Origin of the sequence: Caballeronia sp. (genome assembly GCF_028292365.1) — a bacterium.
GTDB lineage: Bacteria > Pseudomonadota > Gammaproteobacteria > Burkholderiales > Burkholderiaceae > Caballeronia.
In genome coordinates this window covers 1-24,870 of record NZ_JAQGMM010000087.1, presented here as the reverse complement: position 1 = coordinate 24,870, position 24,870 = coordinate 1, and the positions used below count along the sequence as shown (strand labels likewise).

Genomic DNA, 24,870 nt, shown 5'->3' with positions numbered 1-24,870 from the left:
TCGAGATCAGCAGGCCGGTGGCGGCCATGATCGGATGCCTCGACGGCTGCGGGACGAAATAGTACGGGCTTTCGTTTTGACCGCTCATTATTGATTCTCCACTTCGATCCAGTTGCTTGAATTTTTTGCTGCCACTGCCGCCGCTTGATCCTTGCGCAGCAACACCACTGGCGTTATCCCACCACCGCCCGTACCACCACCAGCAACACGACGATAAACAACACCGCCCCAATCACCCCGGCCGCAATCAGATGCAGCGGATTGAGCGAGGCATCGTTTTCCAGGTCGCTGCGACGGCGCACGCCAAAAAACGACCAAAAAACCGCCTTCAGCAACCGGAGAAAACTGTTCTTCGGCGCCTGCTTTTGTGTTTCAACCATCTCACGTCTCCGCCGCGTTGCGCGGTTTATATACAGCCTGCCGCGCGTGCTTGCCCGAAGCGCAGCCTTGGGCTAAATACCGCTTCGCGACACCGACGCAGGCGCGGTCAACTCAAAGAATGTGTACGACAACGTGATCGTTTTCACATCCTTGGGCAGCTTCGGATCCACCACGAACACCACGGGCATGCGCCGGGTCTCGTTCGGTTTCAACGTCTGCTGCGTGAAGCAAAAGCACTCAATCTTCTTGAAATACTCGGTGGCCTGCATGGGCGCGTAGCTCGGAATGGCTTGCGCCTGAATCGTGCGGGCTTGCTGGTTGGTCACCTCGTACATCACCGTCATCACTTCGCCCGGATGCACGTCCAGCGTGTTCTGTTCCGGCTTGAACTGCAACGGGCCGCGCGCGTTTGCATCGAATTCGATGGAAATCTTGCGGCTCGTGTCGACCTGCGTATTCTTCGCTTCCCGTGCGCCGACGTCCCGCTGCACGAGATTGTTGATGCCGGTAATCGAGCAGATCGCGCGATACATGGGCACCAGTGCAAAACCAAAACCGAACATGGCAGCCGCCACCACAATCAGCTTGACCATCATCGAGCGGTTGAACGCGCGATCTTCCTTGATCTCCTCGGGCGTCGACACGTTTCCTAGCCTCTAGAGCGGACGTACTGATCGACGACCACCGCCGCGAAAAATACCGCGGCCACTGCCAGCAGGATCAGGCCAAGCCGTTTGTTACCTGCGCGAACTTGCGCGGGCGTGCGTTGCTTCTGTGAATTCCGGTTCATCCGTTCAGGCTTTATTCCGCTAGTCATGCGCTTCGCTGTCATTGTCGTGCGTGGCGCGCGTCCCGTTTTGCTTCAACATCTGCGCAACGGGTCGCACCGCCAGTATTCACTCCACGTGCGGCGGCTGCTCGAACGTATGGAACGGAGCCGGGCTCGGTATGGTCCATTCCAGACCTTCGGCGCCGTCCCACGGCTTGTCGTCGGCTTTCTCCAGATCGCCACCGCCGCGATACGCCGGCAACGCTACCGCGAACAGGAAGTACACCTGCGCCAGACCGAAACCAAACGCGCCGATAGTCGCAACCTGGTTGAAGTCCGTGAACTGCGCCGGGTAATCCGCATAACGACGCGGCATGCCGGCGAGGCCCAGGAAGTGCATCGGGAAGAAGGTGATGTTGAAGAAGATCATCGACGCCCAAAAGTGGATCTTGCCGCGCGTCTCGTTGTACATCCAGCCGGTCCACTTCGGCGACCAGTAATACCACCCGGAGAAGAGCGCGAACAACGACCCCGCCACCAGCACGTAGTGGAAGTGCGCCACCACGTAATAAGTCCCGTGCATCTGGATATCAAGCGGCGCCATGGAGAGGATCAAGCCGGTGAAACCGCCCATGGTGAACACGAACAGGAAGCCGATGGCGAACAACATGGGGGACTCGAAGGTCAACGAACCGCGCCACATGGTGGCGACCCAGTTGAACACCTTAACGCCCGTTGGCACCGCGATCAGCATGGTCGCGTACATGAAGAAGAGCTGGCCTGTCACCGGCATGCCGGTGGCGAACATGTGGTGCGCCCAGACCATGAACGAGAGAATCGCGATGGACGACGTGGCATACACCATCGAGCTATAACCGAACAGCGGCTTGCGCGAGAACGCTGGAATCACCTGCGACACAATCCCGAACGCCGGCAAGATCATGATGTACACCTCGGGATGCCCGAAGAACCAGAAGATATGCTGGTACATCACCGGATCGCCGCCGCCTGCGGCATTGAAGAACGACGTGCCGAAGTGGCGATCGAACAGCACCATGGTGATCGCGCCTGCCAGCACCGGCATCACGGCAATCAACAGGTAGGCGGTGATCAGCCAGGTCCAGCAGAACATGGGCATCTTCATCAGCGTCATGCCGGGCGCGCGCATGTTCAAGATCGTCACGACGATATTGATACCGCCCATGATCGACGATGCACCCATCAAGTGGATCGCGAAAATGGCGAAGTCCATGCCCGGGCCCATCTGCGTGGACAGCGGTGCGTACAGCGTCCAGCCGGCAGCGGTTGCGCCGCCGGGAACGAAGAACGACGTGATCAGCAGAATGGCAGCCACCGGCAGCAGCCAGAAGCTGAAGTTGTTCATCCGCGCGAAGGCCATGTCCGACGCGCCAATCTGCAGCGGAATCTGCCAGTTCGCGAAGCCGACGAACGCCGGCATGATCGCGCCGAACACCATGATCAGGCCGTGCATGGTGGTCAACTGGTTGAAGAACTCGGGGCGCATGATCTGCAGGCCAGGCTCGAAGAGCTCGGCGCGGATCATCAGCGCCATCACGCCCCCGGAGAGGAACATGATGAACGAGAACAGCAGGTACAAGGTACCGATGTCCTTGTGGTTCGTCGCGAATAGCCAGCGACGCCAGCCGTACGGCAGTTCGTGCGCGTGCTCGTCGTGGTCATGACCGTGATCATGAGCGTGGCCATGTTCGTGGCCCGCGGTTACATCGTGTCCGATGCTAGACATGACAATCTCCTAAAGCGAATACTGCGGCACTTGGGTGTACGCTACGCCAGCTTCCTTTCAGAAGGAAGCTGGCCGTTTGGGTACGACCGTCAGGCAGCCGGACTGATCTCTACGCGCCGTGCTTCTCTCGGGTCAGCACCTCCCGTGATCGTTTCCGGCTTCTTCAAAATGATGCGGTCTTCCGCCACGCCCGCGGCCTTCAGCGCATCGCGAACAGCCTGCGCACGCGTCTTCGCCAGTTCGGCGTTCTTCGCGGCAGAGCCGGTTGCGTCGGTGAAGCCTGACAGCGTCAACTTCGCGTCGGGATGCGCCTTCGAATAATCAGCAGCAGCCTGGACCGCGCTGGCGGCATCGGCGGGCAAAGCATCCTTGCCCGTCTCGAAATACACGCTCGCCGGCAGCGAAGTTGCGGAAGCCGCCGGAGCCGATGCGTCGGATGCCGGTGCCGCAGAGGCCGCCGGAGCCGCGCTTGCTGCGTCCGAACCACCCGTCGCACCGCTCGCCGCCGCATCCGAACCGGCCGCCGCTGCGCCTGCGCCCGCCAGATGATCGCCACCCGCCGGCATCTTGCCGTTACGTGCATCGGCAACTTGCAGGGGTTGCAGGATGTCGCCGGTGTGATTGCCCCAGGTATTGCGTTCGTACGTGATCACCGAAGCGATCTCGACGTCATTCAACGTCGCGCCCCAATTCGGCATCGCGCCCTTGCCCTTCAGCACAATGCTGACGTGTTCCGCGATCGGGCCATTGGCGATCTTGCTGCCGTCGAGCGCCGGGAACTGACCTGCCCCCTTGCCGGTCGGCTGGTGGCAGACCGCGCAATTCGACGAATAGACCTGCGCGCCACGCGCCTTCAGTTCGTCCATCGTGTAGGTCTTGTTCGGATCGTCCGCGCTGGCGGCCATTTTCTTCTTCTGGCCATCGACCCATGCCGCGTAGTCGTCAGCCGACAACACTACGACCACGACAGGCATGAACGCGTGTTCCTTGCCGCACAACTCGGTGCAGAAGCCGCGAAACGTGCCGACCTTCTCAGCCTTGAACCACGTGTCGCGCACGAAGCCTGGGATTGCATCCTGTTTCACGCCGAACGCTGGCACGTACCACGAGTGCACGACGTCGTTGGCCGTAGTGATGATGCGAATTTTCTTGTCGACCGGAACCACGAGCGGGTTGTCGACTTCCTGCAGATAAAGCTCGCCAATAGGTGTCTGACCGTTCGTCTGGCTACGCGGCGTGGACAGCGTGGACAGGAAGTTGATGCCTTCGCCCGGCCCCTTCACATAGTCGTAGCCCCACTTCCACTGATAACCAGTCACTTTCACGGTCAGGTCAGCGTTGGTGGTGTCTTTCATAGCGACCACGGTCTTCGTCGCCGGCAGCGCCATCAACACGACGATCACAAACGGGACAATCGTCCAGATGATTTCGACAGTGGTGCTTTCGTGGAAGTTGGCTGCCTTATGTCCCTTCGACTTGCGGTGCATCAGGACCGAATAGAACATCACGCCGAACACGCCGAGGAAAATCACCGTGCAGATGATCAGCATGAACGTATGGAGGCTGTAGAGCTCCTCGGCGATCTTCGTCACCGGGGTCTGGAAGTTGAGTTCATTCACTCCAGGACCACCGGGAACGTCGTTGACCGCCAGGGCTGCGCCGGCGAACAGGAGTCCGCTTAACGCCAGCACGCCCGACAGGGCTCGCTTGATTGTTTTCATAGCTTCCTTACCCAAAATTTCCATTCAGACCCTCGACCCCCGTATGCACCCGTCCGACTCATGCATCGCCTCCCCTGGAAACGATCTATTCGGCGGCGCGTGTCGATGCGTGTGCCGCTTGCTACGTAATTCCATGCTTCTTGCCTTATACCGGGCGCTGACAACCGGTCTCCCCGAATGCGCCCGGACGACATTTCCAGACCGTCAGTTACAGCGTCTCAGCCACATCCGCAACTCGACGGCAAACTGCTTGCGACGATGCTGCGCCAGATGTATCCCGACCGGCACCGACTCCCCCCGCGACACCAGCTTCACCGGATCTCTCGGCGTTGCCCCCGGCTCGACTCTCACCCAGCGCGGATTGAACTCCATCTGCGTGAGCGTTTCCGCATCCATCCGCTCGATCAGAAGCCGATCGTGAAACAGCAGGATCCGTTCGTAGTCGACAGCATGCCGCGCATAAATGACGAACGCGATACCGACCGCCAGCAACTCGATACCCGTAAAAGGCAGCACCAGCCAAGCGCCCGCCCACACCAGCAAACTAGCGATCAGCAACGAAAACAGCGCCAGCGACACGTAGAAGGCCACGAATTGCCGCGGCGAGACAGAACAGTTCCGCTTGATCAACCAGTCCTTTACGACCGGTTCGGTGTCCATCGGCAGATCAGTTGCTTGCATCGCCGTCTCCCGCGTCAGATTTGTCTCACCCGCGCTGCGTGCTGCTTACTTGCTGCCTGTATTGCTCGCCTGCGCACACTGGATTGCCACCGCCAATCACTAGGAATACGCCCAAAATCATGCCAGGCCGGCGACAAACTGACGCATTATAGGCGCGTTGCCCAGCATCCACAAGCAAGGTGGTGCACGCCGCAAAGCCAAGCCGCACAAGCCTCTGCGCCCTTTTGCCGCATCCTTTTGGATGCTTGTCAACGCGTGTATTCGAGGGGTGGGAATGGTCTTTCTGACTGGTTTACTTGCTCCGTTTTGAGCCTCGTCCTATATCTTCAAGCCTCACAATACCGTGCCCTTCCGCCGTCATTCGCGGCACCGCCTTCCATGCGTGTCCATAGATCACTTCAAAGGTCAGTGGGATCGTGCCGTCTTCGCGGCGGCGCGCTTCAAGCGCCGCGTGAAGCGCGTCACGCAACGCGCGAGCCTGCGTTTGCGGCGCAACGTCACGCGGGTAAGCCCCCCAGCGGCGCACGTCCATCAGCAGCGATTCCGGCGACTTGTACGTGATCGTCAGCACCTCCTGATCCATCACCGGAATCTCGAAACCGCTCTCGACCAGCATGTCACCGAGATCGTGCATATCGACGAATTCGATAGTGTGGCGCCGCGGCGTCAGACCCAGTGATTTTTCCGCCTGCGCGTACGCGCCGCTGAGCTCTTTCAGTGTGTCGGGACCGAGCGTGCTGAACATCAGCAGGCCGTTCACCTTGAGCACACGTGCCCATTCGGGAAATACGAGGTCGGGCCGCGCGTGCCAGTGCAGCGCGAGATTCGACCAGAGCATCTCGAACGCGCTTGCAGCAAAGGGCAGGTGAGCGAAATCTCCCTGCGCCAGTTGCGGGCCGCGTGCGCCGAATGCCTTGCCCAGCGTGGCAGGAAGGAACCGCCGCCAGCCGGCGTTGGCTTCGGATTCAGCCGTCTCAGCCTGGTTCGCCCGCGCCAGCATGGCCGCTGACAAATCCATGCCGAGCACCGATGCATCGGCGAAACGCTCGCGCAGACCGGCCAAGTCGGCGCCCATGCCGCAGCCCGCGTCGAGCACGCGCACGGGCGTTACCTTGATGTAGTCGAGCCGCTCGCGCATGCGCTGCGCGATCTCGCGCGGCAGGAACGCGACGTCATCGAACGTCGCGGCCCGACGGTCGAAAATTCGCTGCAGATGGCGCGAATCGTAGGCTGGACGGCCAGCATTGGCGGGAGTTGGGGACATGACAACCTACTTTCTAAGAGTGCGAAGTATACTCGGTCGATTCCTGAAACGTTCAGCCAAACCAGGCAGCGCAACGGTTTCCGCCGGTTCTTCGGTGCGCTCGTGGGCTCGTCGTCTGCTCACTCAGGGCGGGTTTTTTCGCTGCCACGCATTCTTTGGATCGAACGTATGAAGCTACGGTTTGGTGTCGTATGGCGTGGTCCAGGCTCGCTGCGCGAGGCTTTTGCGGCCGCGCAGCGGCGGCTCGGACAGATCCGCGACATCGCGCTGCCCAGTCAGTGCGCATTGTGTGGCAATTTGTCGCAGAAGGTATTGTGTGCCGGCTGCGATGAACAGTATTGGAATCAGGCGCGCACACGGTGCCCGGTTTGTGCATTGCCCGTGCCGGTTCTTGCTGCTGCCTCGGCAGCATCCGCTGGCGTTAAAAATGGTGGCTATCTGCCTTGCAGGCGGTGCAGTGGGGAGCCCCCGCATTTCGACGCGACTATTGCGCTGGCCGACTATCACGCGCCGCTCGATACACTCGCGCTCGATCTCAAGTTCCACGCGCGACTGGCAACGGCCGACGAATTTGCGCGCCACTTGCAAGCCGCCTTCGAGGACACCAATGCGGCGGCACCCGATGTCGTCGCACCTGTGCCGCTGTCGCCACGGCGCCTGAGGACGCGCGGTTACAACCAGGCGTGGTCGATCGGGAAACCACTTGCGCGCCGGCTCGGCTCGTTGGCTGACGCAACGCTGATCGAGCGCACGAGGGATACGGCGCCGCAAGCAAAGCTTGATCTCGATACGCGGCGCAGAAATGTCGGCAATGCGTTCAGGGTGCTGCGTGAGATACGCGGCCAGCACGTGGCAATAGTCGACGACGTGATGACCTCAGGCGCAACCCTCGACGCGCTGGCCTTTACGCTAAAAGCCGCCGGCGCTCGGCGTGTCACCAATTTCGTCGCGCTACGCACGCCGCAAGACTAATTTTCACGGGTTTATCGCTTATGTTCAATGTCGTACTGGTCGAACCTGAAATCCCGCCGAACACCGGCAACGTGATCCGACTGTGCGCCAATACCGGCGCCCGTCTGCATTTGATCGAACCGCTGGGTTTCCCTCTCGACGACGCCAAGATGCGCCGCGCCGGCCTCGATTACCACGAGTATGCGCAGATGCATGTACATGCAAACTGGGACGCGTTCCTCGAAAAGGAAACGCCCGACGTGAGCCGCATGTTTGCCTTCACCACGCGCGGCTCCACGCCATTTTTCGGGCATACCTTTAAAGCGGGTGACTGGTTTGTCTTTGGTGCTGAAACCCGGGGTCTGTCGGACGCGGTGCTTACACAGTTCACGAACGACCGGCGCGTGCGCCTGCCTATGCGGCCTGGGAACAGGAGCTTGAATTTATCGAATACGGTGGCAGTCGTGACGTTCGAAGCATGGCGTCAGACAGGGTTCGAGGGCGGTGAATAGGCTTCGCGACTCTTCCCCGCGCCGGCAAACCCTCACTCCGCTTTTGCGTCGCGGCTCAATAACGCGTGAACCGCGTCGCGCGGGGCGACGTTTTCGAATAACACGCGACACACCGCCTGCGTGATCGGCATCTCGATGCCGCGAGACTCGGCCAACGCCAGCACAGCACACGCGCAGCGTACGCCCTCGGCCACATGACCGAGCGCGGCGAGAATGTCGGTGAGCGAACGGCCGGTCGCCAACTGCATGCCGACCGTGCGATTGCGCGACAAATCTCCGGTCGCGGTGAGAATCAGATCACCGAGCCCGGTCAGGCCGGTGAAGGTTTCCGCGCGGCCACCGAGCGCCACGCCGAGCCGTGACATCTCGGCCAGTCCGCGCGTAATCAACGCGGCACGCGCGTTCAGGCCCAGGCCGAGTCCATCGGCAATGCCGGTCGCAATGGCCAGCACGTTCTTCACTGCACCACCCACTTCCACGCCAATCACATCGTCGCCGGTGTAAATGCGCATGGCGCCGTGATGAAACGCGGCAACGGTCCGCTCGCCAAGCGTGGCGGACGTGCTCGCGATCGTCAGCGCCACTGGCAAACCCAGCCCGACTTCACGTGCGAAGCTCGGCCCGGAAAGTGTGCCGTTGCTTGCTTGCTGCGGCAGTTCGGCCGCCACCACCTCGTTCGGCAGGCATTGCGTGTCGGCTTCAAAACCTTTGCACAACCAGACTATATGCGCCGGAATAATGCCGAGTTCGCGCATGTTGCGGCATAACGCACGCAACCCGGCTACCGGGGCGGCAACCACGCACAAGGCGTCTTCGGCCGCGCCGTGGGTCAGTGCCGAAGCCAGATCGCGGTCGTACTGAAGCGCTGCAGGCAGCGTTATGCCGCGCAGGTAGCGCTCGTTTTCGTGCGATTGGGACAGGGACTCGATGAGCGCGCGATCGCGCGCCCAGAGCACCGTGGGGTGGCGAGTGGCCAGATGACCAGCCAGCGCGGTGCCCCACGCACCGGCGCCGAGAACGGCTACTTGCATGCCCGGCTCCGGAATATGCGGGATTTAGTTCAGCGTCGCGCCGTTGGCCACGCCTTCCTGAGCTGCCGACAACTGCGAAATACGTTGTTCGTACAGCGCCTGGAAATTGATCTCGGCGAGGTGGATCGGCGGGAAACCGGCGCGGGTGATGGCGTCGGCAATGTTCGAGCGCAGGTACGGGAACAGGATGGTCGGGCACGCAATGCCGACCAGCGGATCGACTTGATCGGCGGGAATGTTGCGGATATCGAAAATACCGGCTTGCTTGGCTTCGATCAGGAACGCGACCTTGTCCGAGACCTTCGCGGTCACTGTGCCCGTTACCAGCACTTCGAACACGCTTTCCGCCAGACGCTCGGCCTTCACGTCCACTTCCACCTCAACCGACGGCATTTCCTGCTCGAGGAAAATGCCCGGCGAATTAGGCTGCTCAAGCGACATGTCCTTCAAGTAGATGCGCTGGATGTTGAAGAACGGCTGGTTGTTGTCGTCAGACATGGTTGATTCCCTTGATTATTTAATGTGCTGCTCGCGGCTTTTCCGGTTTTTTCCGGCTGAAAACCACGGGCAGCTTAATTGCGCAGCGAATGCATTCAGGCCGACGCGCCCGGTCTGGATGATCCGCTACTTGTTCAGGCGGCCTCGAGCAGCGGCACCAGGCCACCTTTGCGATCGAGCGCGGACAGATCGTCGTAACCGCCAACATGCGTCTCGCCAATAAACACTTGCGGCACCGTACGGCGCCCCGTACGCGTCATCATTTCTTCGCGCCGGGCGGGATCACGGTCGATCAGCACCTTCTCGACATTTTCCACGCCGCGCGACTTTAGTAGACGTTCGGCCATCTGGCAATACGGGCACACCTGCGTGCTGTACATGATCACTTTATTCACTTTACCGCTCCTTGTTTCACGACCGGCATGCCGGCTTTTTGCCAGGCATCCAGCCCGCCTTGCAATACGTGGACCTCGGCGTAACCGGCATCGCTCACGATCTGGCTCGCCTTCTGGGACTGTTGGCCGGTCTGACACACGAGCAAGACCGGATTGCTCTTATTCTTCGCGATTTGGCCAGTTTTTGCTTGAAGCTCCGAAATCTCGAAGTTTCGCGCCGCCGGCAAATGCCCTTTCGAATACTCGGCGGCCGGCCGCACGTCGATCACGGACGCGTTGCGCCGGTTGATCAATTGAATGGCCTCGGGCGCGGAAACCCCTCCGCGGCCACGCCGGACAATCGTCGGCCAAAGCAGCAACCCACCAGAAATGAGGGCGACGGCGATAAGAACAAGGTTGGTGTAATCGGTGAAAAACTTCACGTCGGGACCGCCGGATTGGGAGTGTGGAAAAATGAAAGGTCGAAAAAAATCGGGACAATCCAGCCATTATAAAATAACCGTCCTCCGCGATGGACTCGGCCGATCGGCTGAGTTGCGCCAGAACGCATTGCCGCACAGAATCGATGCCAGTTTCCTGCTTTTTTGCCGCTTCCTAACTAACCGACCTCTCAACGGACATCATGTACAAGCTAGTGCTCATCCGCCACGGCGAATCCACGTGGAACAAGGAAAACCGATTCACAGGCTGGGTCGACGTCGACCTGACAGAACAAGGCAACCATGAGGCGCAGCAGGCCGGCCTGCTGCTCAAGGAAGCCGGGTTCAGCTTTGACCTGGCCTACACCTCCGTGCTCAAGCGCGCGATTCGCACGCTCTGGCACGTGCAGGACCAGATGGACGAAATGTACTTGCCCGTGGTCCATTCGTGGCGGCTGAACGAGCGGCATTATGGTGCGCTCTCCGGCCTGAACAAAGCTGAAACCGCGAAGAAATACGGCGACGAGCAAGTGCTGATCTGGCGCAGAAGCTACGACACGCCGCCGCCTGCACTCGATCCGTCCGACGAACGCACGGCGTTCAACGACCCTCGTTATGCAAAAGTGCCGCGCGAGCAATTGCCGCTGACCGAGTGCCTGAAGGACACGGTCGCCCGGGTCATGCCCATCTGGAACGAGTCCATCGCGCCGGCTATCAAGTCGGGCAAGCGTGTGCTGATCGCCGCGCACGGCAATTCCATGCGCGCGCTGATCAAGTATCTGGACGGCATTTCCGACGACGACATCGTTGGCCTGAACGTCCCGAACGGCGTGCCACTCGTGTATGAACTCGACGAAAACCTGAAGCCGATCAAGCACTATTATCTCGGCGACCCGGAGGCGATTGCCAAGGCACAAGCGGCAGTTGCGAAACAAGGGAAGGCGGGCTAACGCTCTGTTTCGAGAATGACCGGCGGTTGCGGGTGTTTTGATCCATTGATCCGGTACTCGTAACCCTTGGCTCGAAGCGGGCCCGGTGTTTCCTTGCTGTGCACATCGCCCGTGGTGCCAAGCACAGAGGGATGAGCCGGGCGAGGTCGCCTGGCCGCTCGCATACCGCGCCCGTGACCCACACTCCTCGCCGCGCGGCGTCAAGGCGACGGCAACGCCGCCTTCGCCCTTTCCAACAGGTTTTGACCAGCAGCCAGGCTGCCCGCGATGCTCCATTCCTCCGGCTTCACCGGCGTTTATCGTCGGAATGCCCGAAAATAAGCGCTCCCAATTCGCCTTTTGCCAATCATCTCTAAACCGGGCCCGACATTTGCGAGCGGATAATGCGTTTTGAAGCAGCCGCACACAAAAAGAACCCGCCCATTCATTTCCCGGCGAAGCCCTTTAAGCTGCGTTTAAGTCGTGGTCCGGGGCTTGCAGTTATACTGCCCAGTCAATCACGACGCAGCCTAATCCGCTTCCGACCGCAACAGACTCTATGCGAAAGAACCTGAAAAACATCGGCCTGATCGCCGCGGGCCTTGCTACCGGCGCATTTGCAACGCTGCAACTCTCCGCATCCGCCCAGCAAGCTGCCACCGCGCCTCTCCCGCTCGATCAATTGCGGTTGTTTGCCGAAGTGTTCGGGCAAATCAAACATGAATACGTCGAGCCGGTCGACGATAAAAAGCTTCTCACCGCGGCCATCAAGGGCATGGTGTCGAGCCTCGATCCGCATTCGTCCTATCTCGACAAAACCGATTACGAAGAGCTTCAGGAGCAGACCAAGGGTCGCTTCGCGGGCCTTGGTATCGAGATTTCGTCGGAAGATGGCTTGATCAAGGTGATTTCGCCTATTGAAGATACGCCGGCGTTCCACGCCGGCATTCGTCCGGGCGACCTGATCACGCGTATCAACGACAAGCCGGTACGCGGCATGACGCTAGATAACGCCGTCAAGCAAATGCGCGGCGATCCGGGCACCAAGGTCACGCTGACCATCTTCCGCAAGACCGACGACCGGACCTTCCCTGTCACGGTCACCCGCGCAATCATCCGCGTGCAGAGCGTGAAGATGAAGGTTCCGGCGCCGGGTTACGGCTATATCCGGATCACGAGCTTCCAGGAACGCACCGTGCCAGATCTTGCCGCGAAGCTACAAGATCTCGCGCGCCAGCAGCCGGATCTGAAGGGTCTCGTGCTTGACCTGCGTAACAACGGCGGCGGCTTGCTGCAGAGCGCGGTCGGCGTAGCCGGTGCGTTCCTGCCGGACAACGCCGTGGTGGTGTCGACGAATGGACAAATCGCGGACGCGAAGCAAACCTTCCGCGATACGTACGACAACTATCGCCTGCCTTCCTTCGACTCTGATCCGCTGAAGAACCTTCCGGAAATCTTCAAGAAGGTGCCCATGGTCGTGTTGACCAATGCGTACTCTGCGTCGGCGTCCGAGATTGTTGCGGGTGCGTTGCAGGATCATCATCGCGCGTTGATTGTCGGCAAGACCACGTTCGGCAAGGGTTCGGTGCAAACGGTTCGGCCGATGACCGCTGACACCGCGCTGCGCTTGACCACTGCGTATTACTACACGCCGAGCGGCAGGTCGATCCAGAACAAGGGGATCCGTCCGGACGTTCCGGTTGATCAATACGCTGAAGGTGATCCGGACGACGCGCTCGTCACGCGCGAAGTGGATTATTCGAACCACCTGGCCAATACGCAGGATCCGAACGAGAAGAAAGAACAGGAAGCGCGCGAAGCGGACCGGCTCGAGCAACTGCGGATTCTTGAAGAGCAGAACGACAAGAAGACGCCAGAGCAGCGCCGCAAGGATCGCGAGCGTAAGCCGGTCGACTTCGGTACGGCCGATGACTTCATGCTCACGCAAGCGCTGAACAAGCTTGGGGGCAAGCCGGTGCAGGAATCGAAGTCGTATTCCGAACGGAAGCTGGCGCAGGATAAGCCGGCTCCGTCGGCTTCGGCTCCTATTGTTGTCAAGCCAGCGTTGCCGGCTACACCAGGGGCGGATGCAACGCCTGCTTCGGGTGTAACGGGTGCCAACGCTACGCCGGCGCCAGCATCTGCACCGGTACCCGCTTCAGCTACGCAATAAGTTTTGTCCAGGTTTCGGTCGGCGCGGGCTTGATGTCCGCGCCGACCGATTCAGCAGCAAGCACCAAGCACTAAAGAATCCGCATCCATCTCTTCCGGCACGACCTGAGTGCCGCGTCAGTTGTCCCCAGTCTCCCAGCGTGTCTCGCTCCCGCCCTCAGCTTCACCACAGCATCCGTTGATTGCATTGGATCGGAAGTAAATGCTCTCCATGGGACCAGCAGTGCCATGGGGCTGGCGTAAGCGCTGATCGACAGCTAACGCACCAACTCTCCTCGACGCACGATTAAAATAGCCGTTTCACGATCGCGCGCCTGTTTCTTGCTGCCAGGCGTTCCGGTCGTAGCCTACTTGAGCGCTCGATGAACGACGATCAGCTTCTCCGCTATTCCCGGCATATCCTCGTCGATGAAATCGGCATTGAAGCGCAACAGCGCTTCCTCGATGCGCACGCCATCATCATTGGCGCGGGCGGGCTCGGGTCTCCGGCTGCGATGTATCTGGCGGCGGCAGGTGTGGGCGAGATCACGCTGGTCGATGCCGATTCCGTCGACCTCACCAATCTCCAGCGCCAGATCCTGCACACCAGTGCATCGGTTGGTGAGCCGAAGGTGGATTCCGCCCGCGCTACGCTCGAGGCGCTCAACCCCGGCGTGAAGGTCACCACGGTCGCCGTTCGAGCCGATGCCGCCTGGCTCGACCAGAACGTCCCGAACGCCACCGTCGTACTCGATTGCACCGATAACTTCGCCACTCGCCACGCCATCAACGCCGCGTGTTTCGCCCACGGTGTGCCGCTTGTGTCGGGTGCCGCGCTGCGTTTCGATGGCCAGATCAGCACCTTCGACTTTCGCTCCGCCGAATCGCCCTGCTACGCATGCGTGTTCCCGCCGGACGAAGCGTTCGAGGAAGTCGCGTGCTCGACGATGGGCGTCTTCTCGCCAACGGTCGGGATCATCGGAACGATGCAGGCAGCCGAGGCGTTACGGCTGATCGGCGGGTTCGGTACAACGCTGCAAGGCCGCCTGATGATGCTCGATTCGTTGCGCATGGAATGGAACACAATGCACATTGCACGACAGGTAACCTGCCCGGTCTGCGGAACGCACACACAGAAATAGTCTGTTCAAGGGCTTTGGCAGCCTGCTGCCAAAGCCCCGTCTACCAGCAACGCAAACGTCTATTCACGCCGCCGTCTCAAATTTAGGAGTTCTCCAATTTTCCTGATCGTAGGGCCGCCTTATCGTGGTCACTATGCTTTCAGCGCAATTGGAGAGGACCATGAACGAGACCGAAATCCGTCACACGCAACGTGGCAGGACCGAAACTGAATTCGCCAAACCCGGCATCCCGGTGTTAGCAGGCCCGGAAGGCATCCTCTACGACTTCAATTACGGCTGCCGCGTGCAAGTGCCCATAGACGGTTGGCACGTCCGCATGACCGACCTGGACACGTTCAATGTCCTTCTCGACGAACCCGTGGAAGCCAACTCTGTGATCACCAGCAGGCGCAAGTATTTCGTGCGTTTCAAGCTGGAAGTATTCGACGGCTCGCGGCTCGTGTTTTCTCATTCGTTCAACGCGGCCGGCAAGAAGATCATGCTACGCATGCACGCGCTGGCGCTGGGCGATTCGCTCGCCTGGGTGCCGGTTATTGATGCATTCCGCCAACAACACAACTGCGAAGTTTCTCTGCCCCTGCCAGCGCATCTACAACCGCTTTTCCGCGATGGTTATCCGGATTTGAACTTCGCAACGGAGACCGAACTGGACGGCGAGAGCAATACGTACTACGCAACGTATTACATCGGCCTGCTGAAACCGTTCTCCGAACGCGATCACCAACCCACCGACCCGCGCATCAGCAACATGCAGGACATGATCGCGTATCTGCTGGGCGTGCCGTGTCAGGAACGCAAGCCGAATGTGGTTATCGCCGACAAGACGCGCACGATTGCCGAGCGTTATGTCTGCATCGCGACGCAATCCACCGCGCAATGCAAGTACTGGAACAATCCGCGCGGCTGGCCGACGCTGATCGATCATTTGAAAACGCTGGGTTATAGAGTGTTATGCATTGACCGCGACAAGCAATACGGCAACGCAGAGCACATGAACCTGATGCCGGCAGGCGCCGAGGATTTCACCGGCAACCGGCCGTTGCAGGAACGCATGAGCCTGTTGCATCATGCGGATTTCTTTATCGGATTGGGGAGCGGGCTGTCGTGGCTCGCATGGGCGGCCGGCACGCCCGTGGTCATGATCAGCGGCTTCTCGCATCCGTCGACAGAGTTCCGCACGCCGTATCGCGTGATCAATTTTCACGGCTGCAACAGCTGCTTCAACGACATGACCACCGAGTTCGATGCCCAGAATTTCGCCTGGTGTCCCCGCCGCACCGACAAACCGCAACCGTTTCAATGCACGGCGGTGATCACCCCTGAGTTCGTGATGCGCGTCGTCGATAAACTCATCGCCGAGCGCGGCCTTATTCAGACTCAAACTCAAACTCAAACTCAAACTCAGACCTTCTGAAGCAACGCCAAAGAAGCGAGCAATTCCGCGGGTTCATACGCGGCGAGCACGTCCGCGACTGGCTTTTGCAACGCCTTCAAGTCCGCCCGCAGGATCTCCTGCTTGACCACGAGCAACTGGCTTGGGTGCATCGAAAACTCGGTGAGGCCCATGCCGAGCAGCAAGCGCGTCACGGAAGGATCGCCGGCCATTTCGCCGCATACGGACACCGGGACACCCGCCGCTTTCGCTTCGCGCAACGTGAACGCGATCAGGTGCAAAACGGCGGGATGCAACGGATCATAAAGATGCGCGACGGCGTTATCGGCGCGATCGATTGCAAGCGTGTACTGGATCAGGTCGTTGGTCCCGATCGACAGGAAATCCAGCCGCTTCAGGAACAGCCGCACGGCAATGGCGGCCGCCGGAATCTCGATCATTGCGCCGACCTGAATGTTGCGGTCGTAGTCAATACCCGCGTCGTCAAGCTGACGCTTTGCTTCGTGGATCAGGTCGAGCGTCTGGTCGATTTCCTGCGCATGCGCGAGCATGGGGATCAGGATCTTCGCCCGGCCGAACGCCGACGCCCGCAAGATCGCCCGCAATTGCGTCATGAACATCTGCGGCTCGGACAGGCTCCAGCGGATCGCCCGCAAGCCGAGCGCCGGATTCTGCGCGGTCTCGTAACCGTCGCCGCCGCCCATGGATTCGAGCGGCTTGTCCGCGCCCACGTCGATCGTTCGAATGGTCACCGGCCGGCCCTTCATCAGCTCGATTGCACGCCGGTAGGCCGCGAATTGTTCCTCCTCTTCCGGCAGCTCGTCCTTGTGATTCATGAAGAGGAACTCGCTGCGGAACAGGCCGACGCCCATTGCGCCTGCGTCGAGCGCCGTCTTGGCGTCGTCGGGTAATTCGATGTTCGCGCACAAGTCGATCTTGGTGCCGTCCAACGTTTGCGTCGGCGAGAACTTGAGGCGCTGCAGCTTGCGTTGCTCAAGCACCTTTTCGCTCTGCCGATACGAATACTCTTCAAGAACGATAGGCGCCGGATCGACGATCACAATGCCGTGATCCCCATCCACGATGATCAAGTCGTTCTGCCGAATCAGCGCACTCGCCTGCTGCACACCGACCGATGCAGGAATGCCGAGGCTACGAGCCACGATAGCCGTATGCGACGTGCGGCCGCCGAGGTCCGTCACGAATCCCTTGAACGCCTGGGTCTTGAACTGCAGCATGTCGGCGGGCGCGATGTCGTGGGCGACCACGATCATGTCGTTGTGGCCATTGGTCGCCGCGCCATCGACGACGAGCGTCGCGGTGGACGGCGCACCAGCTAGCGCCTTCAGCACGCGCTCCACCACCTGTTGAATATCGGCTTTGCGCTCGCGCAAATATTCGTCTTCGATATCGTCGAAATGACGGCTGAGGATTTCAAGCTGCTCGGTCAGCGCCCATTCCACGTTGTAGCGGCGCGTACGCACGAGATCGATGGTTTCGTGAACGAGCATGGCGTCGTTCAGAATCATGGAATGGACGTTGATAAACGCGCCCATCTCGCTGGGCGCATCCGCAGCCAGATCGTCGCGCAGAGCGTCCAGCTCCGCGTGCACCTGCGCCTGCGCTGCGTGAAAGCGTTCAATTTCACTGTCGATGCGATCTGGTTCGACCAGATAGTGATCGACATCGAGTGCAGCCGCCGCGATCAGATACGCGCGGCCGATAGCGATACCGCGCGAAACGGGAATTCCATGCAGCGTGAACGACACGCGCACCTCTCTCTAGTTATGGGTGTCTCACGGTTTTGTCGACCACCGGCTGGCGATGCGAGTCCGCGCACCATTATAAATTCGAACGCGATATGACACCCTTTGCGGTGCAGCAAGTTTCTGTCACAAAATGACGCAGTTTATTGCACCCTATGTCACCGTCATCCATGCGGGCGTCACTCATGTCGGCGTCATGTCTGCGGACACAAAAAAGCCGCGTCAATGCGCGGCTTCTTCTTAGTGCTGCGGGCAGGACAAGGTCATTGTCCTTCGCCAAATTTATCTGCGATGAGCGCAAGGATGGCCTTCATGGCTTCGGCTTCATCGGAGCCTTCGGTTTCTATGGTCACCGTGCTGCCAATTCCCGCCGCGAGCATCATGACGCCCATGATGCTTTTCGCGTTGATCCGGCGGCCGTTGCGGCTCATCCAGATCTCGCATTGAAAGTTTCCTGCCAGTTGTGTGAGCTTGGCCGAAGCACGCGCGTGCAGCCCCAGCTTGTTCACGATAGTTGTTTCCTGTTGCAGCATGATGCTCCGGGTGCTAAGTGAGAGGGCTGACGCGATGCAGCCGGGTCATTACTTTTTCAACGGACTTTTTAGCATGCGGCCAGTGTGCTGCCAGCAGTTCCGGACAAACGCCACAGACCCGACTCAGTGAGCTGCCACCTTGGCCGGCATGCAACTGGTCGCGGCAGCGCCGACAGCACAATTGGTCACCGCGGCCGCCGCGGCGGCTGCAGCGCTAGCCATTGCACAAGGATTGGCGGGCGTCGATGCATCGAGCTCCTGAATGCCCTTCGATGCGCCCTGCAGTGACTTTTCAGCCAACGTGTCCAGCGGCGTGGTCCTGTAGCAGACAGCGCGCACCAGCATGGGCAGATTAACGCCGGCAAGTACGCGAACGCTGTTGCTCGCCAGGCTTTGCGCGATATTCGCAGGCGTTGCACCGAACACGTCTGTCAGGACGATCGCACCGTTTTCTTCCTTCAGACGGTCGATTTCGGAGCGTGCAAACGCACGGACTTCGACGGGATCGCAATCCGGCTTCACATCGATAGCACCGATGCGCGCGGGCAAACCGCCGTAAATGTGGGTGATGCACTCACGTAACGCGGAAGCGAACGGAGCGTGAGCAATGATTAGAATGCCAGCCATGTCAGAGTGTGCTGCCCCAAAAACGACGAGATGCGTCGGAAATTGTGGGAACTTGCCGTTACATATGCGATTGCGGTGCCTGATATTGCACTTATATCGCAATAAAACACTGCAAAATGCGACTGCAACATCGATCCGGGTGCAAACGGTCAACAAGCGCCTATACGTAAGCTTAGTCGGATTTTGCACGCCATGCGCAGCGTTTTGCGCTGCAGCAAGTTTCCACTTCAATTTCGGGGCCGGATCGCGCCACGAAACGAATCTCATGAAGGGGAGATTGTAACAGTCTGGGAAAAATCAACGGCCTGGCCGCCCCTTCGACAGCCCCTTCTAATTTTCACGCTTCCCGCTTAGGGCTCAGCCGATTGCCAGGCTGCAGCCGCTCGTTCCAATGCATCGATGAACATGCCTGCTACATCGAAACCTGTCTGGTCCATGATTTCACGGAAACACGTCGGGCTGGTCACGTTCACTTCAGTCAGGTAATCGCCAATGGCATCAAGTCCAACCAGCAGCAAGCCGCGATTGAAAAGCGTCTGACCCAGCGTTTCCGCAATCTTGCGATCGTTTTCCGTCAGCGGCTGCGCAACGCCCAATCCGCCCGCAGCCAGATTGCCGCGCACTTCGTTGCCTTGCGGAATCCGGGCAAGCGAATACGGCACGGGCTGCCCGCCGATCAGCAGAATGCGTTTGTCGCCATCGGTGATTTGCGGGATGAACTTCTGCGCCATGACGCTGCGCGCGCCGTTGTCGCTGAGCATTTCCACGATCGTGCCGAGGTTCATGCCATCAGCCTTCACGCGAAACACGCCCATGCCGCCCATGCCGTCGAGCGGCTTCAGGATCACGTCGCCGTGTTCGGCATGGAAAGCGCGCAGACGCGCGGCATCGCGGGTAACCAGCGTGGGCACGACGAACTCCGGCCATTCGCCAATCGCCAATTTTTCCGAGTGATCGCGGATCGCGCTCGGCTTGTTGAAGATGCGTGCGCCAGTGCGCTCGGCCAGTTCCAGGAGCCACGTTGACGTAACGTATTCCATGTCGAACGGCGGGTCTTTACGCATCAGGACCGCGCCGAAATGCTTAAGGTCGAGGATCTCCGGCGCGGCGGCCTCGTACCACGGCGAGCGAGCCGAATCCGCTTGGTCGCCAACTATGGTCACGCGCTGAACCGTCCCTTCGACCTTGCCGCCGATCCATGCCAAATGCTGCGGCTCGCACACATAGATCGTGTGTCCGCGACGCGCGGCTTCGGCCATCATCGCGTAAGTCGTGTCTTTGTAGATCTTGAAATGATCGAGCGGATCGGCGATAAAAAGGATGTCCATAAGCGTCCAGAGCGGCCGTTCGGCCTTGATTTGATCAGTGTGAAGCGCGTTGCTGCGAGTCGAGTCTTGCGATACGTTGCAGCCCGTCGCAATACGCGATTTTTAACACGTCGCGCGCATTCGCGTCAGAAGTGCAAACGGCCGCAACTTCGTGCGGCCGTCGTGATGGGGTGAAGCTTAGACCTGAATGGCTTCGGGATCGGTTTTTTCCAGTTCCACCGATGCCGCGAGCAACCCCAGCCGCGCCACCACGCCATACATATAGAAGCGGTTCGGCGGCGCGGCGCCGGGCTTCGCGTGGGCGTCGGGCAAGGCCGTGTGCTCAAAGCCGAGCGGCACGAAATGCATGCCGGGTGCGTTGAGGTTCTGGTCGCGGTCACGAGAATCGTGCACACGATAAAACCCGCCAACCACATACCGGTCGATCATATAGACCACCGGCTCGGCGACTGCATTTTCCACGCGTTCGAACGTATGCACGCCTTCCTGCACGATCACGTCGTGGACTTCGAGGCCATCTTTCGCGTCGTTCATCTTCACGCGTTCACGTTTGGTCAGCGCCGCGACTTCGCACGCGTCGTGCACCGTCATGACACCTTTGCCGTAGGTGCCGGCATCGGCTTTGATCACGACGTACGGCTTCTCGCTGATTCCGTACTCCCGATATTTCTTCGCAATCTTCTTCAACACGCCATCGATAGCATCCGCCAGCGCTTCCTCACCAGTACGCGCCTCGTAATCCACGCCTTCCACGTGCGCGAAATACGGGTTGATCATCCACGGATCGATCTCGACAAGCTTCGAAAACTTCTTCGCGACGTCGTCGTAGCACGCAAAGTGATTCGACTTGCGGCGCACGGCCCAGCCTGCATGTAGCGGCGGCAGCAGGTATTGCTCGTGGAGATTTTCCAGCACCGGCGGAATGCCGCCGGACAGGTCGTTGTTCAGCAGGATCGAGCAGGGATCGAAGTTTTTCAGGCCCAGCCGGCGCGGCGTGCGTTCAAGCGGCTCAAGGACGATTTTCTGCCCGTCGGCCAGCGCAATGGTGACCGGTCCGTGAATGTTTTCGTCGAGCGTGCCGAAGCGGATGTTCAACCCGGCCTGACGCATGATCGTGGCGAGCCGCGCGACGTTCTCGAGATAAAAAGCGTTGCGTGTATGGCGCTCGGGGATCACGAGCAGGTTCTTCGCGTCGGGGCAGATCTTTTCGATCGACGCCATGGCGGCCTGTACGGCGAGCGGCAGCACTTCTACCGGCAGGTTGTTGAAGCCGCCGGGGAACAGGTTGGTATCGACAGGAGCGAGCTTGAAACCGGCGTTGCGCAGGTCTACCGAGCAGTAGAACGGTGGGGTGTGCTCTTGCCACTCCAGCCGGAACCAGCGTTCGATGGACGGCGTCGCGTCGAGTATCTTCCGCTCGAGATCGAGCAAGGGGCCGTTTAAAGCCGTAACGAGGTGCGGAACCATTGATGACTCGCGGACTTAAGAGGAAAGATTGTAGAGCAAACGCCTCAGGTATTTGGGTATGAACTCCCTTTTCCCAAGCCTATTCGCACGGTCCGTGCCGCTGCTTGCACCAATCCCGCCTGCCGGAAACCGTTACCTCACACAAAATCGGGACAAAAACAAGACAAAAACCAGGACAAAAAAATGCCCGCCGGTAAGTGGGCGGGCAAAATCGCTGCGCTTGTCTCGGAGCCGTGCTAATAGCTTGCGCTCGATTGCGGGGATGACGCCGCGGCCTCTCGCGCCGGGCATCGCCCCCAAACGAAAAACCCCTTATTCGACGTGCTCGCCATGCAGCGTCACGTCGAGGCCTTCACGTTCCTCTTCTTCTGTGACACGCAGACCCATGACCATGTCGATAACCTTCAACAAGATGAAGCTCATCACGCCGCTGTAGACCAGCGTGGTGAGCACGCCCTTGGCTTGCAGCAGGATGCTGCCGTCCGCGCCGCCAATGTCCTTGACCGCGAAGATGCCGGTCAGGAGCGCGCCGAGAATACCGCCGATGCCGTGAACGCCGAACGCGTCGAGCGAATCGTCGTAGCCGAGCTTCGTCTTGAGCCACGTTGCCGACCAGAAGCAGACCACGCCAGCCGCAATACCGATCACGATTGCACCCGTCACGCCGACGTAACCCGAAGCCGGCGTAATGGCCACCAGACCAGCCACCGCGCCCGAGATGATGCCGAGCACCGAAGGCTTGCCCTTGGTCAGCCACTCCGCGAACATCCAACCGAATGCAGCGAATGCGGTTGCGATTTGCGTCGTCAACATCGCGAAACCGGCACGGCCATCAGCCGCCACTGCCGAACCCGCGTTGAAGCCAAACCAGCCGACCCACAACATGGAAGCACCGATCAGCGAGAGCACAAGGTTGTGCGGCGCCATGACTTCGCGGCCATAACCGACCCGCTTGCCGAGCACCAGACAGCACACCAGACCTGCAATACCGGCGTTGATGTGAACCACCGTGCCGCCTGCGAAGTCGAGGATGCCGGCAGTCGCCAACCAGCCCGTCGGTTCCCAGACCATATGGGCGACCGGCGAGTAGACGATGATCGACCAGAGGCCCATGAACACGAGCATGGCCGAGAACTTCATCCGGTCAGCAAACGCGCCGGCGATCAGCGCCGGGGTGATGATCGCGAACGTCATCTGATAGACGAAGTAGACGGACTCAGGAATCGTCGGAGCCAGGTGGCTGACAGTGAGCGTGACGCCCTTGTCGCCCTTGATGTAGTTCATGCCGTGCAGGAACACCCGCGAGAAGCCGCCGATGAACGAGTTGCCCGGTGTGAACGCAAGGCTGTAGCCGACGACCGTCCAGATGATCGTGACCAGGCAGCAGATCGCGAAGCTCTGCATCACGGTCGCGAGCACGTTCTTCTTGCGGACCATGCCCGCGTAGAAGAGCGCGAGGCCCGGGACCGTCATGAACAGAACGAGTGCGGTGGAGGTCAGCATCCAGGCGGTGTCGCCGGCACTGATCTTCGATGAATCCACGGAGAACGGTTCAGTCGGCGCGGCCGGCGCAGCTGCTGCGTCGGATGCGCCGGAAGCCGGGGCGGCCGCCGCGGCCGGTGCCGCACTGGCGGTGGCGTCAGGTGCGCTTGCAGGTGCTGCTGCGGCCGTGTCTGAGGCTGCGGCCGATGCAGCCGCAGGCGCCGAGGCATCCTGCGCCATTGCGGCGCCGACGCTGACTCCAAGCAGCGATCCCGCCATCATCAAGGACATCAATAATTTACGCATTCTTCTGTTTCCTCTTATCGCCGTTTCTTTTCTTAGAGAGCGTCCGCGCCGGTTTCACCCGTGCGAATGCGAATGACTTGTTCAATCGGGGTGACGAAGATCTTGCCGTCGCCGATCTTGCCCGTGCGTGCCGCACGCTCGACCGCTTCGATGGCCTGGTCGACGATGTCGTCCGAGACCGCCGCTTCGATCTTCACTTTCGGCAGGAAATCGACCACGTACTCCGCGCCGCGATACAGCTCCGTGTGGCCCTTCTGGCGCCCGAAGCCTTTTACCTCGGTAACGGTGATGCCCGAGACGCCAATAGCCGACAACGCTTCGCGTGCTTCGTCGAGCTTGAACGGCTTGATGATTGCGGTAATGAGCTTCATGTATCCCTCGATGTTGTGTGCCTGATACCTCGTTGCCCCATGCCCGTCGGGAGCGGCCTGTTGCACCACACCGCATTGCCGACCGCCCGGAAAAGCGCGCACGGACAAGCCCCGGGCCACTTATGCAACTCGTATGCCATGTATGCGCCTACGCATGCTGAACAGGGCTTCGAGGGGTACGGCGCGCTCCCATAGACCGGATGGCCAACGCTGCCTGCGTGCGCTGGCGCGCACCGTGGATCGTTGCTAGAGTGCTCGCAAGGTCCGGCACGCAAGTGCCACCGCCCAAGCACTCCATCGTGCAGCGCGGTCGTATTACAGTTCTCGCGATGCGTATGAACGCGCACCAAAATGGATCATCCGGTTTCCCGGAGCACAGACCTAACAATGAATGCACTTTTATGGTGCGCAAGAGGAAAGACCGTATGAAACAGCCCAACGATGTATTCAATGAGTTCCAGGCCAAGATGAGTGAACTGCTCAAGAATTCGCCGGCAAAAGACATCGAACGGAATATGAAAGCCATGCTTTCCCAAGGCTTTTCAAAGCTGGATCTGGTGACGCGCGAAGAATTCGATACCCAGACGCAAGTGCTCGTGCGCACGCGCACGCGGCTCGAGGAACTCGAGCGGCGGGTCGCGGAACTGGAGGTCAAGCTCGGCGGCGGCGCATCGTCGTCCAGCACTCAGGACTGAATGTTCTGAGCGTGGGCTAATGCGTGTCATCGGCTAAGCGAGCCGTGATGTTGAATCAATAAACCGTCGCCCCGTGTCTACGAGGCGTCGGCAGCGGGGACAAATCATGTCGCTTGCCGTGGTGCGCAGCCGCGCGCCCGCCCCTGGGCGCGCGCCCGAGGTGACCGTCGAGGTTCATCTCGCCAATGGACTACCGTCGTTCTCAAGTGTCGGCTTGCCCGATCTCGAAGTCCGCGAAAGCCGCGAACGCGTACGCGCCGCGCTCCAGAATTGCGGCTTCGAATTTCCAGTCC

General features: G+C 60.0%; 26 protein-coding genes and 1 pseudogene. 8 read left to right on the top strand and 19 right to left on the bottom strand.

All coding sequences use genetic code 11. The features are described 5' to 3' along the window. The 8 genes and pseudogenes from JWR14_RS05175 to JWR14_RS05140 all read right to left on the bottom strand — a co-directional run. Positions 1-112, bottom strand: a pseudogene (locus JWR14_RS05175) (cytochrome c oxidase subunit 3); the annotation flags it as partial. 61 nt (positions 113-173) lie between these two features. After that, entirely contained in the window at positions 174-380 is a 207-nt protein-coding gene (locus JWR14_RS05170; RefSeq protein ID WP_299702514.1) for a DUF2970 domain-containing protein, read from the bottom strand. 72 nt (positions 381-452) lie between these two features. After that, on the bottom strand, positions 453-1,025 hold the full coding sequence (locus tag JWR14_RS05165) for a cytochrome c oxidase assembly protein (protein WP_299702511.1): 573 nt from the start codon (positions 1,023-1,025) through the stop codon (positions 453-455). 5 nt (positions 1,026-1,030) lie between these two features. Beyond that, complete coding sequence (locus JWR14_RS05160) at positions 1,031-1,171, bottom strand: cytochrome oxidase small assembly protein (protein ID WP_299702518.1); 141 nt, start codon at positions 1,169-1,171, stop codon at positions 1,031-1,033. 106 nt (positions 1,172-1,277) lie between these two features. After that, positions 1,278-2,915 (bottom strand): cytochrome c oxidase subunit I, encoded by a 1,638-nt coding sequence (gene ctaD, locus JWR14_RS05155; protein WP_299702508.1) that lies wholly within the window; start codon positions 2,913-2,915, stop codon positions 1,278-1,280. 89 nt (positions 2,916-3,004) lie between these two features. After that, entirely contained in the window at positions 3,005-4,660 is a 1,656-nt protein-coding gene (gene coxB, locus JWR14_RS05150) for a cytochrome c oxidase subunit II (RefSeq protein WP_299702505.1), read from the bottom strand. Positions 4,661-4,840: 180 nt separating this feature from the next. Beyond that, positions 4,841-5,317 (bottom strand): DUF2244 domain-containing protein, encoded by a 477-nt coding sequence (locus tag JWR14_RS05145; RefSeq protein WP_299702502.1) that lies wholly within the window; start codon positions 5,315-5,317, stop codon positions 4,841-4,843. A gap of 292 nt (positions 5,318-5,609) precedes the next feature. Continuing rightward, positions 5,610-6,581 carry a methyltransferase domain-containing protein gene (locus tag JWR14_RS05140; RefSeq protein WP_299702499.1) on the bottom strand — a complete coding sequence of 324 codons (972 nt, stop codon included), beginning with the start codon at positions 6,579-6,581 and terminating at the stop codon, positions 5,610-5,612. Between the two features lie 168 nt (positions 6,582-6,749). Here JWR14_RS05140 and JWR14_RS05135 point away from each other — a divergent pair, with 168 nt between their 5' ends. Together JWR14_RS05135 and trmL are read left to right on the top strand one after the other, a co-directional pair. Continuing rightward, positions 6,750-7,553: a ComF family protein gene (locus JWR14_RS05135; RefSeq protein ID WP_299702496.1), complete on the top strand. Its 804-nt coding sequence runs from the start codon at positions 6,750-6,752 to the stop codon at positions 7,551-7,553. A gap of 20 nt (positions 7,554-7,573) precedes the next feature. After that, the gene (gene trmL / locus JWR14_RS05130; RefSeq protein WP_299702494.1) at positions 7,574-8,044 is read left to right on the top strand and encodes a tRNA (uridine(34)/cytosine(34)/5-carboxymethylaminomethyluridine(34)-2'-O)-methyltransferase TrmL; all 471 of its coding nucleotides are present in this window, start codon (positions 7,574-7,576) and stop codon (positions 8,042-8,044) included. A 32-nt stretch (positions 8,045-8,076) separates the two neighbouring features. Here trmL and JWR14_RS05125 read toward each other — a convergent pair whose 3' ends face one another. The 4 genes from JWR14_RS05125 to JWR14_RS05110 all read right to left on the bottom strand — a co-directional run bounded on the left by JWR14_RS05125 (position 8,077) and on the right by JWR14_RS05110 (position 10,390). Further along, positions 8,077-9,075 carry an NAD(P)H-dependent glycerol-3-phosphate dehydrogenase gene (locus JWR14_RS05125; RefSeq protein ID WP_299702491.1) on the bottom strand — a complete coding sequence of 333 codons (999 nt, stop codon included), beginning with the start codon at positions 9,073-9,075 and terminating at the stop codon, positions 8,077-8,079. 24 nt (positions 9,076-9,099) lie between these two features. After that, complete coding sequence (gene secB / locus JWR14_RS05120) at positions 9,100-9,573, bottom strand: protein-export chaperone SecB (RefSeq protein WP_299702488.1); 474 nt, start codon at positions 9,571-9,573, stop codon at positions 9,100-9,102. A 134-nt stretch (positions 9,574-9,707) separates the two neighbouring features. Continuing rightward, positions 9,708-9,968: a glutaredoxin 3 gene (gene grxC / locus JWR14_RS05115; protein ID WP_158937140.1), complete on the bottom strand. Its 261-nt coding sequence runs from the start codon at positions 9,966-9,968 to the stop codon at positions 9,708-9,710. Next, positions 9,965-10,390 (bottom strand): rhodanese-like domain-containing protein, encoded by a 426-nt coding sequence (locus JWR14_RS05110; protein ID WP_299702481.1) that lies wholly within the window; start codon positions 10,388-10,390, stop codon positions 9,965-9,967. The genes grxC and JWR14_RS05110 overlap by 4 nt, the downstream gene beginning before the upstream one ends. A gap of 200 nt (positions 10,391-10,590) precedes the next feature. On the opposite strand from JWR14_RS05110, the gene gpmA reads away from it, so the two are divergent. The 4 genes from gpmA to JWR14_RS05090 all read left to right on the top strand — a co-directional run bounded on the left by gpmA (position 10,591) and on the right by JWR14_RS05090 (position 16,023). Beyond that, entirely contained in the window at positions 10,591-11,337 is a 747-nt protein-coding gene (gpmA, locus tag JWR14_RS05105) for a 2,3-diphosphoglycerate-dependent phosphoglycerate mutase (protein ID WP_158937138.1), read from the top strand. A gap of 538 nt (positions 11,338-11,875) precedes the next feature. After that, on the top strand, positions 11,876-13,489 hold the full coding sequence (locus JWR14_RS05100) for a S41 family peptidase (protein WP_299702472.1): 1,614 nt from the start codon (positions 11,876-11,878) through the stop codon (positions 13,487-13,489). A 361-nt stretch (positions 13,490-13,850) separates the two neighbouring features. After that, positions 13,851-14,609: a HesA/MoeB/ThiF family protein gene (locus JWR14_RS05095; RefSeq protein WP_299702469.1), complete on the top strand. Its 759-nt coding sequence runs from the start codon at positions 13,851-13,853 to the stop codon at positions 14,607-14,609. A 160-nt stretch (positions 14,610-14,769) separates the two neighbouring features. Beyond that, positions 14,770-16,023 carry an autotransporter strand-loop-strand O-heptosyltransferase gene (locus tag JWR14_RS05090; RefSeq protein WP_299702466.1) on the top strand — a complete coding sequence of 418 codons (1,254 nt, stop codon included), beginning with the start codon at positions 14,770-14,772 and terminating at the stop codon, positions 16,021-16,023. Here the strand turns inward: JWR14_RS05090 and ptsP are convergent. The 7 genes from ptsP to JWR14_RS05055 all read right to left on the bottom strand — a co-directional run bounded on the left by ptsP (position 16,011) and on the right by JWR14_RS05055 (position 23,882). Next, a complete protein-coding gene (ptsP, locus tag JWR14_RS05085) occupies positions 16,011-17,771 on the bottom strand; it encodes a phosphoenolpyruvate--protein phosphotransferase (protein ID WP_299702439.1) in 1,761 nt (586 codons plus the stop codon). The genes JWR14_RS05090 and ptsP overlap by 13 nt on opposite strands. Positions 17,772-18,031: 260 nt before the next feature. Next, positions 18,032-18,301 carry an HPr family phosphocarrier protein gene (locus tag JWR14_RS05080; RefSeq protein ID WP_062090111.1) on the bottom strand — a complete coding sequence of 90 codons (270 nt, stop codon included), beginning with the start codon at positions 18,299-18,301 and terminating at the stop codon, positions 18,032-18,034. 123 nt (positions 18,302-18,424) lie between these two features. After that, on the bottom strand, positions 18,425-18,928 hold the full coding sequence (locus JWR14_RS05075) for a PTS sugar transporter subunit IIB (RefSeq protein ID WP_299702435.1): 504 nt from the start codon (positions 18,926-18,928) through the stop codon (positions 18,425-18,427). A 350-nt stretch (positions 18,929-19,278) separates the two neighbouring features. Beyond that, a complete protein-coding gene (gshB, locus tag JWR14_RS05070; RefSeq protein WP_299702432.1) occupies positions 19,279-20,256 on the bottom strand; it encodes a glutathione synthase in 978 nt (325 codons plus the stop codon). Positions 20,257-20,433: 177 nt separating this feature from the next. Next, positions 20,434-21,723, bottom strand: a complete 1,290-nt coding sequence (gene gshA / locus JWR14_RS05065; protein ID WP_299702429.1) for a glutamate--cysteine ligase — start codon at positions 21,721-21,723, stop codon at positions 20,434-20,436. 312 nt (positions 21,724-22,035) lie between these two features. Beyond that, the gene (locus tag JWR14_RS05060) at positions 22,036-23,511 is read right to left on the bottom strand and encodes an ammonium transporter (protein ID WP_299702426.1); all 1,476 of its coding nucleotides are present in this window, start codon (positions 23,509-23,511) and stop codon (positions 22,036-22,038) included. A 32-nt stretch (positions 23,512-23,543) separates the two neighbouring features. After that, positions 23,544-23,882 (bottom strand): P-II family nitrogen regulator, encoded by a 339-nt coding sequence (locus JWR14_RS05055; RefSeq protein ID WP_031364354.1) that lies wholly within the window; start codon positions 23,880-23,882, stop codon positions 23,544-23,546. A gap of 425 nt (positions 23,883-24,307) precedes the next feature. On the opposite strand from JWR14_RS05055, the gene JWR14_RS05050 reads away from it, so the two are divergent. Together JWR14_RS05050 and JWR14_RS05045 are read left to right on the top strand one after the other, a co-directional pair. Then, on the top strand, positions 24,308-24,577 hold the full coding sequence (locus JWR14_RS05050; RefSeq protein WP_299702409.1) for an accessory factor UbiK family protein: 270 nt from the start codon (positions 24,308-24,310) through the stop codon (positions 24,575-24,577). Positions 24,578-24,683: 106 nt separating this feature from the next. Further along, positions 24,684-24,870, top strand: a 187-nt coding sequence (locus JWR14_RS05045) for a magnesium chelatase domain-containing protein (protein ID WP_299702405.1), incomplete at its 3' end; no start/stop codon positions are given.